Annotated in this window: 4 protein-coding genes and 1 pseudogene; all 5 read right to left on the bottom strand. The window is 41.5% G+C overall.

Annotated features, from left to right (window positions below):
* Positions 1 to 161 (bottom strand): annotated as a pseudogene (locus tag G587_RS26775) (transposase); the annotation flags it as partial.
* A 42-nt stretch (positions 162 to 203) separates the two neighbouring features.
* Positions 204 to 1,529, bottom strand: a complete 1,326-nt coding sequence (locus G587_RS23025) for an AbgT family transporter (RefSeq protein ID WP_051201079.1) — start codon at positions 1,527 to 1,529, stop codon at positions 204 to 206.
* A 162-nt stretch (positions 1,530 to 1,691) separates the two neighbouring features.
* Complete coding sequence (locus tag G587_RS24665; RefSeq protein ID WP_081679478.1) at positions 1,692 to 3,317, bottom strand: Ig-like domain-containing protein; 1,626 nt, start codon at positions 3,315 to 3,317, stop codon at positions 1,692 to 1,694.
* 43 nt (positions 3,318 to 3,360) lie between these two features.
* Entirely contained in the window at positions 3,361 to 4,692 is a 1,332-nt protein-coding gene (locus G587_RS0115205) for a hypothetical protein (protein WP_155829582.1), read from the bottom strand.
* A 916-nt stretch (positions 4,693 to 5,608) separates the two neighbouring features.
* Positions 5,609 to 8,011, bottom strand: coding sequence for a glycoside hydrolase family 31 protein (locus G587_RS0115200; RefSeq protein WP_026492964.1), 2,403 nt, complete (start codon positions 8,009 to 8,011; stop codon positions 5,609 to 5,611).
* Position 8,012: the final 1 nt, after the last annotated feature.

Raw genomic sequence — 8,012 nt, 5'->3', positions numbered from 1 at the left:
AAAGGGAGCTTATCAATCTTAAATTTTTGATATTTGGGAGAATGAGAATCCTCATAAGCCCACTGTTTAAGCGGAATATATCTACAGATAAAGTTGATCAACCAGCAGTTTTGTTGATAGAGCTGATGGATGATTTCAAGTAAATAAAGTATAATGTTCACGAGCATTGTTTCCTTTGCGGGATGTTTTCTTGGTCGTTAACATTATACCAAAAGGGAGGTCAATGCTCTTTTTATTTTGAACTCCCGAAAAATAGAGGATTTATAAAGAAAAAAGGAGTGTCGATTAGACACTACCTTTGCCGAAGCGGAGGGTATAAAAATGTTTATAAAGGAACTAAAAAGGATGAAAACCACAACGAGGTTGACTCCGGTAAACCCGGTCGCCTTCAACGCATTTGCACCATTTACGGAAATAAGCGAATCTATATGAGTCCAGGTAAACAGTTTTTGGAATTGAGCACAGAAAAAGCAGAACACCAAAAATCCACCCATTTTTTCCATGTTTTTAACCATAAGCTGATATATGCCCTGAAAGCCTTTTAACGCCCCTGAACCTATACCAAAAACGATTCCGGGGATGGCGAAAAAGAAAAACAAAACAGGAATCAGATTTTTCAAAAGATAAGAACCCACAAATGCTCTTGTTCCAATCTTCTCCTGCCCTACTACAATGCCAAGGGGGCCCCAGATCGTGGCAGCAATGACCACAACAAGATAAACCAGCATTGAGATTCCTGCAAAGAAAAGGGCCTTCCTTTCCTGTGGTGAATACGCTTTTACTTCCCCTTTCTTTTTTCCCAATACATCATAAGGCGCAAGACGAGGCTCAACAAGTTTTGTATAAACAAGCCCGATAACAATTGTACATAAAAAGGTGGATGCAGCCATGAAATACCAGTTGCAGGTAATATCAACGTTAACTACATTTTCTCCAAAAAAATCATTTGCTGCTTCCTGCGTAATAGCTGCAACAAGTCCATCTGTCCCCGCTATAAATAAATTGGCACTAAAGCCTGCGTTGACGCCTGCATACCCACAGATCATCCCTCCGATAGGGTGTCTTCCGGCCGCCAGAAATAGCAGGCCCGCCAGCGGAGGAATAACAATACAGGCCGTATCAGAAGCAAGGTTCCCCAGTATTCCGATGAAAACAACAGCATATGGTAAAAGCGGAGGATAGATATGCTTTAGCTTTTCATTAAGTATCATCTCAATCATTCCGGTCTGCTCGCAGAATCCCACAGCTACGGACATGACCAGAACTATACCAAGTGGAGGAAAAGTAGTAAAATTCGTGACCATGTTGCACAGAAACCAGTATAATCCCTCATTTGAAAAGAAATTATTAATAGGGGTTTCTATCTCAGTAGCAGGATTGTAGACAGAAACATGGAGCATGCTTAAGACCGCCGATAAAACTGCAGTGATCAGGAATAAAAGCAGAAATAGTATCGCAGGAGCCGGCAATTTATCGCAGCCACGTTCTATAAGATTCAAGAGTTTTAATTGTTTGCGTTCCCTGACCATATCAGCCTCCAAGAATTCAAATTACTTCCCATAATGATTATTAGCACATAATGTTGCCATAAGAAATTAAATAATAATAAAATCTAATCTAAAAGAGATGCTGAACTCTCCAAAAGAGCTCAGCACCTCTGTCATGTATTTTGGTGGTATGTGAGAGAAAGATTATTTAACTGTAACCGATACCTTCTTGGCAATGCCGCTTACTGCATATACATAAACCGTACAATTACCGGGTTCTACGCCTGTCACATTACCGTTCTTATCAACAGTTGCAACCGAAATGTCAGATGAAGCATAGCGAAGTTTTGCATCATGTCCTTCCTTCAGCAGCTTCTTCTTACTGTCTTCACGCTTTACTGAAGCCTTGATCTTGGAGCTCTGTCCTTTGTCCACAGTAATGCTCTTGGTTGAGAGCTTAATATTCTTGGGATTTGTAAACTTCGGATTTCCTTTTCCTACAAAATGAGCTGTGATGGTTTCTCCGATTTCTTTTCCTTCAGAATCATATGCTTTAACATAGACCTTTACGTTCTTTGTAAGATCAATGTCCTTTTTCTTGATTTTCTTTATTGTCACCTTGTTGGAAGACGTCTTCTTTGTTGCTTTCTTTGAAAATTTCTTGCCGCAGTATGTAGCATATACTTCATACTTTGAGGCGCCTTCTGTCTTATCCCACTTAACCCCGAGTCCATCCTTCTTCCATTTAAGCTTAAGCCCTGACATGAAAGAATTTATAGGCTCATCCTGATAAGCAATTGCGAAGGTTGATAAACCATCCAGTTCAGTAACGATAGTTTTCTCTGTTGTTTTCGCCAGAAGCTTTGCAACATTGTCATGTACATTGAAAAGCATGAAAGTCCTTTTTACGCCATTACCAGGAAGAAGGCTTTGGGGAACTTCAAATTCTGCAGTAAGCTTTTGTTTATTGAAGTTGGAAACTTTTCGCGCTGCATTTCGTGCAACCTGCAGCCACAAAGATGCATCGAAAAACAGTCCAATTTTTGCATTATTATACTCAGGAAGCTTACCTTCTATCTGTTGTTTATCTCCGTCTGGGATGTTGCTGTCCGTTATCCTAAAGCTGAGTTTTACCGAAGCTCCTTCCGCGACCAAACCTTTCTCATCATCATTTAGCAGGCTCATCGCAAATTCTTTACTCATATTTGCTTTGGGTTTGGGGACATTACCTTCGGTGTTGGTTTCTGTGTCAATATTTCCTTCGTCAGTAGGCTCGTCTTTATTGACGGATTTTACTTCAAATGTCCATAAAGGATACCCACCAATTGGCCTTTCTGATTGAGTATGCTGAACTGTATATTTTCCTGCAGGCAAAGGGAAACAGAAGTAATTTCCTCGACTTTCAGTGGCTTGCTTTCTATCGCCATTAAAGATAACTACAATATTTCCTGATTCGACAGTTCCATAATAAAAATTAGTATCCGCAGCCGCTGTAATTTCTACCGGATCGCTTCCAGCTTCTTGCCCCAGGCTACTTACCAACTTAATATCACTCCCCGATTTAAACTCTAAGGTTGGATAATTAAGATTAATGGCCCCACTCTCTGAAGCATCATACGCATCATAAGCTTCCTCATTGCCAGAACCTAAAATAGCACCATCTTCCCCATCATATGCCACAACTAAATAATAATTTGGTACACTCATTGCCTTTGTCTCCATCCCCGGCACAGCTCCCACCACCAACGCCATAGCCATGAGAAGCGCTGCCAGTCCTTTCATACGACTACCGATTCTTTGAAGAATCATTGATTTTTGTTTCCCCTTCATAAGTCACTTTCCCCTTCATAAGTCACTTTCTCCTTTCATAAGATTACTTTTCTATTTTTAATTGACGTATTCCGTTTTCAAAAACAAAAAGAAGGAATACAACAATTGTGACCATTAATGCTCGATAAGTTATAAAAAAATGTATGTAGGAATGATTCGACAACACTAAGAATCTCAGAAAAGGAATGAGTGCGACCATTCCCATCGGAAAAAACATTGCGCTATCAATCCTGTCATGAAGCAGATATACCACAGCTAATCCCACTAAAATTATTCCGAAGGTTATAAGCCCCACACCTCCAGCCTTCATTTCTCCGCTATGAACAGGATAAAGGCAGGCCAGGTTATGCCAGATGGATCCGCTAAAACGTTCAGCGAAATCCACTACCGGTGCAGTAGAAATGTTAGCATTCCTGACCTCTCCTCCAAGTCTCAAAATACCTTCGTCAAGCGAGGAAATAACAACCTCTTTTCCTGCGACCAGTCCGAGAAGAATTATCTTTGTTGCGAACATGGTAAGATATCCTGCAAGCCAGCAGGCACCATTTTTAATGATTGATACAAACCCCTCCTTTGCAGAAAATGAATGGTGATTTTTTCCACATATGGCTTTATCCCCTTTAAGCATCCTGTCAGCCAGAAGAAGTATCATTGGCAACGTGAAGGATAGCGTCTCAGTAGTAAGGAAGTCCACAAAACATGTGACCACTCCGGTGGCGGCAAAAAATGACATTGTATCAGCATCCTCATCATTTTTCTTTAGCAGTATTCCAAGTGAAGCAACCGATGCTACAAGAAATGCTGTTCCATATTCAAGTGACGACATCAGCATCCATGGATGTATGAGAAGTAATGCCAAAAACCAACAGATAGCAAGCCCTTTATTCTTTTTTCTTATAAGAAGAGCTACTATTATCATTTGCAGGATAAGTGATGCTACTCCGCATAACAGACGTATTGTTTTTATAGGCATTATTGTGAGCAGTGGTCTTATGAAAACAAGACTTCCATGCCAGTATCTGCCATATTCCTGATTAGGCTCTGTTTTCTCAAACACAGTCGCATGATAACCTTCATATGCCTGCTCATACTCCCCCTGCGCAAATTCTGCCCGGATTACCGACGAAAACGGCTGCGCTGTATCTATGCAATAGGCAATATCACAGAGAACCGTATCGGAATAATTGTCCTGCATTGCATTTACATAATCCTTAATCAGAATCTGAAAGGGCTCTCTTTTAGAAAAGTACTCTGCACTGATCTCAGACTGCTTTTGAATCATATCCCTTGGTATACACGCACTCGCTATCAGCAGCAAAATACATACAGCCATTGTCAAAATTATCGTTACCGGTATTCGTAATCCTTTTTTCATTTAAAAATTCCCCTTTCCCCATAACAAAAAACATCACAACCAATAGGGCATTATTTCCCTATATGACGTGATGTTTTTTCAACTCAATTATAGAAAGCACCCTATATCCCTCTGTACAAACTAATCGCATGAAAATCATTTCTGAATTAATTATACAGATTGCTTTCTAAAAATTGGATTAATAATACTAAAATAAATCGTAAATCGATATGAACATGTCGCAATCTCGTAATATTATTGGCATAATGTATTTTCATCAATAATCATCAGAAACTCCAATTTCAACATGATTTTCGCAGGTCAATCTGTTTCCAGAATTCTTTTCTCACTGACCTAACTCCTATAGGACAGCGCCAACTGCAGATGGCCCGGTTATTATAATTCTTCGCTGGTTGACGTAACTCCAACTTAGCAGCAACTTCACCCAATAGCCCAACTAATAAAATTCTTCGCGTCCTGACGTAACTCCTACCTCAACATATTTTCCGCAGAGCAATCAATTTGAATGCTTCTTCAGCAATAGACGTAACTCCCTCACCGCAAGATTTCCACTGGTAGACCAGCTATTACAATTCTTCGCGACTTGACTTATTACCCACCTCCACACGCTTCCCGCAGAGCAATCAATTTGAATGCTTCTTCAGCAATAGACGTAACTCCCTTCTCGCAACAGCTATCTCAGTTGGGACAGTTATCATAATTCTTCGTAGATTGACTGAACTCCTCCTGCATAGTGCTACTACCGTTAGACCAGCAACAACAATCCTTCAGTAATAGACGTAACTGCAACAGAGAAAAAGGTGCTGAGCCTATCAAAAAAGCTCAGCACCTCTATAAACTATATTGGTTATTTATAAATAATTATTCTCACAAAATCAAAACAAAAATAAAGCAAACATCTGTAACTAATTCTACTTTATAAAATTATCTCCAGCATTGCATCCTTCATCTTCTCTGAGATATCCAAAGCACGGACTTCCTCCTCAGTTCTAAGTTCGCCGCGCATGAATCTATCATAGATCCTCTGCTTCATGTCATAGCTGAACTTGCATCTCTTAAGAAGTTTGAAGAGTTCTTTTTCTCTGGCATTACCACTAAGAACTACATTATCGATAGTGAGCTTCGTGCCCTTAAGCCTGTCCACCTGACCAATCTTGATAACAGCCTGCTTGCGGTCTTCATCATAGCTGTAAGAGCCAATGCCTGCAGCAATATTTGTTCCTTCAATATTCTCAACACCGCAGAGAACAAGTGTATATTCTCTATTCTTGGTGATGAGATTGATCAAGCCTTCGACAGCGGCGATTTCAACATGAAGCTTGCAGGTCTCAGCATCATACTTTTGAGTTATGGTGGTAAAAACGCCTTCATCCTCCATGTAGGCATTGGAGTTGCCGTCGTCCTCAAAAAGTGTGTAACTGCCGTCTGCGCCGACTCCCAGATATATCTTAAGTTTTTTAGGAAGCTCATTTACATCTGAAGTATTATCATCATCCATAGGCACGATTCCGCCGGCCTTGATGAGAACCGGCATCTGCTCGATCGGTCTGTAGAGCTTGCGGGTCATCTCACCTTCATAGACATTACCGTTGAAAATATCGATCCATCTTCCTTCCGGAATAAATGCCTGAACCTCTGCCATCTGGAGCTCATCATCAAGAGGTCTTGTGATAGGATAGACCACAAGCTCACTTCCGAAGTAGTATCCATTTCTGCAGTGATAAGCTGCTTCAGTTTCGGGGCTTCCGTAATACAAAGGCTGCATCAGTGGCTCATCACTCTTATAGGCCTCGTAATTAGCGGTGTAAAGGTACGGAATCATGCTGTGCCTAAGTCTCATGAAATCCCCCACAATACTTCTCATGGGCTCCGGAAGATTCCAGGGCTCCTTGAAGAAGAAAGGATTGCAGGAGCTGTGAAGTCTCATGATTGGTGAAAAGACGCCGAACTGCACCCACCTGCAGGTTCTCTCTGTGTCCTCCTCGCCGTGCATATGTCCGCCGATATCGTGGCTCCACCAGCCATAGCCCACGTTTGAAGCTGTTGCCGTGAAAAATGGCTGAATATCAAGACTTGTCCAGGTCGCACAGGTATCTCCGGAGAATCCTATGGGATATCTGTGACTTCCGATTCCTGCAAAGCGCGAAAAGATCATAGCCCTTTTTCCTCTGCGAAGCTGATCAAGATAATGATAGTGATTCAGAATCCACAAGGGGTCTACGCTTCCGGACTTGGCCTTTGTACCCTGCTGCCAGTCAATCCACCAGAAATCCACACCGTCCTCTTCATAGGGCTGCATAACATCCTCAAAATACGCATCCACAAAGTCTTTATTCATCAGGTCAAAATCTACAGGCTCTTCAGACTTTGGATCAATTCCCATGCGGGTTGCAACCTTTCCATACATGGTCTCAAAGGCTCTTATTCCATCTGCGGGATGTAAGTTAAGGGTAACAGCTTTTCCTCTCCTGTGAAGCTCAGCCAGAAATCTCTTATAGTCCGGGAAATAGTCCTCATTCCAGGTATACCCTGTCCATCCGGTTCCGTACCTGGAGTCAATCTCAGTGAGGTGCCAGTCCATATCTATTACTGCAACCGTAATCGGAATGTTTTCCTTATCAAAATTGTCCATGAGCTCAAGGTAGCTCTTTTCAGTGTACTTCTCATATTTGCTCCACCAGTTTCCGAGAGCATATCTTGGAATCATGGGCGCTTTTCCGCAGAGATGATAGAAGTCCTTCAGAGCATCCTTGTAACTCGTGCCATAGCCCCAGAAATATATGTCCTTTTCAGGATTAGTTCTGTCGAAGATGTCCTCACCGCAGAGCTCACAGCTCTCACCATCGTCGAACCAGGAATAGCCTTCCCGTGAAAACAAGCCCTTTTCATATAGAACCACTCCGTTAGTCTCATCAAGGGTTCTTACTGTTCCGAAGAGGTTTCTGCCATTTTCTCCATAGTTCCAGATTATGGAATTATTACTACAGTTCCCGGCATTATTTTTCTCTGAATTACTATCCGATTTACAGTTATCGAAAAGCTCTATCTGAAGGCCTCTTGGTGTAAACTCCTTCTTGTCATAAGTGACTTTCAACTTTGCGGTTTTGAAGACAAGCTTTTCATCGCTGTCTTCGAGAATTTTGTATTTCACCACAGGGAAATCTCTGTTAAGTACAACCTGTGTTGCATTGTCTGTGAAATGTCCGTCTTTTTCATACTCAAGACGGAGCAAGCTATCCGTCAAAACGCTGATGCGATAGCCTGCTCCCTGAATCTGATTTTCGGAAGGACATGTCGGGTTAAAATCAAATGTTTTCATG

The organism is Butyrivibrio sp. XPD2002 (assembly GCF_000423945.1).
Taxonomy (GTDB): domain Bacteria; phylum Bacillota; class Clostridia; order Lachnospirales; family Lachnospiraceae; genus Butyrivibrio.
The sequence above is the reverse complement of the archived record's forward strand: the minus strand, read 5'-3'. Positions and strand labels throughout refer to the sequence as shown.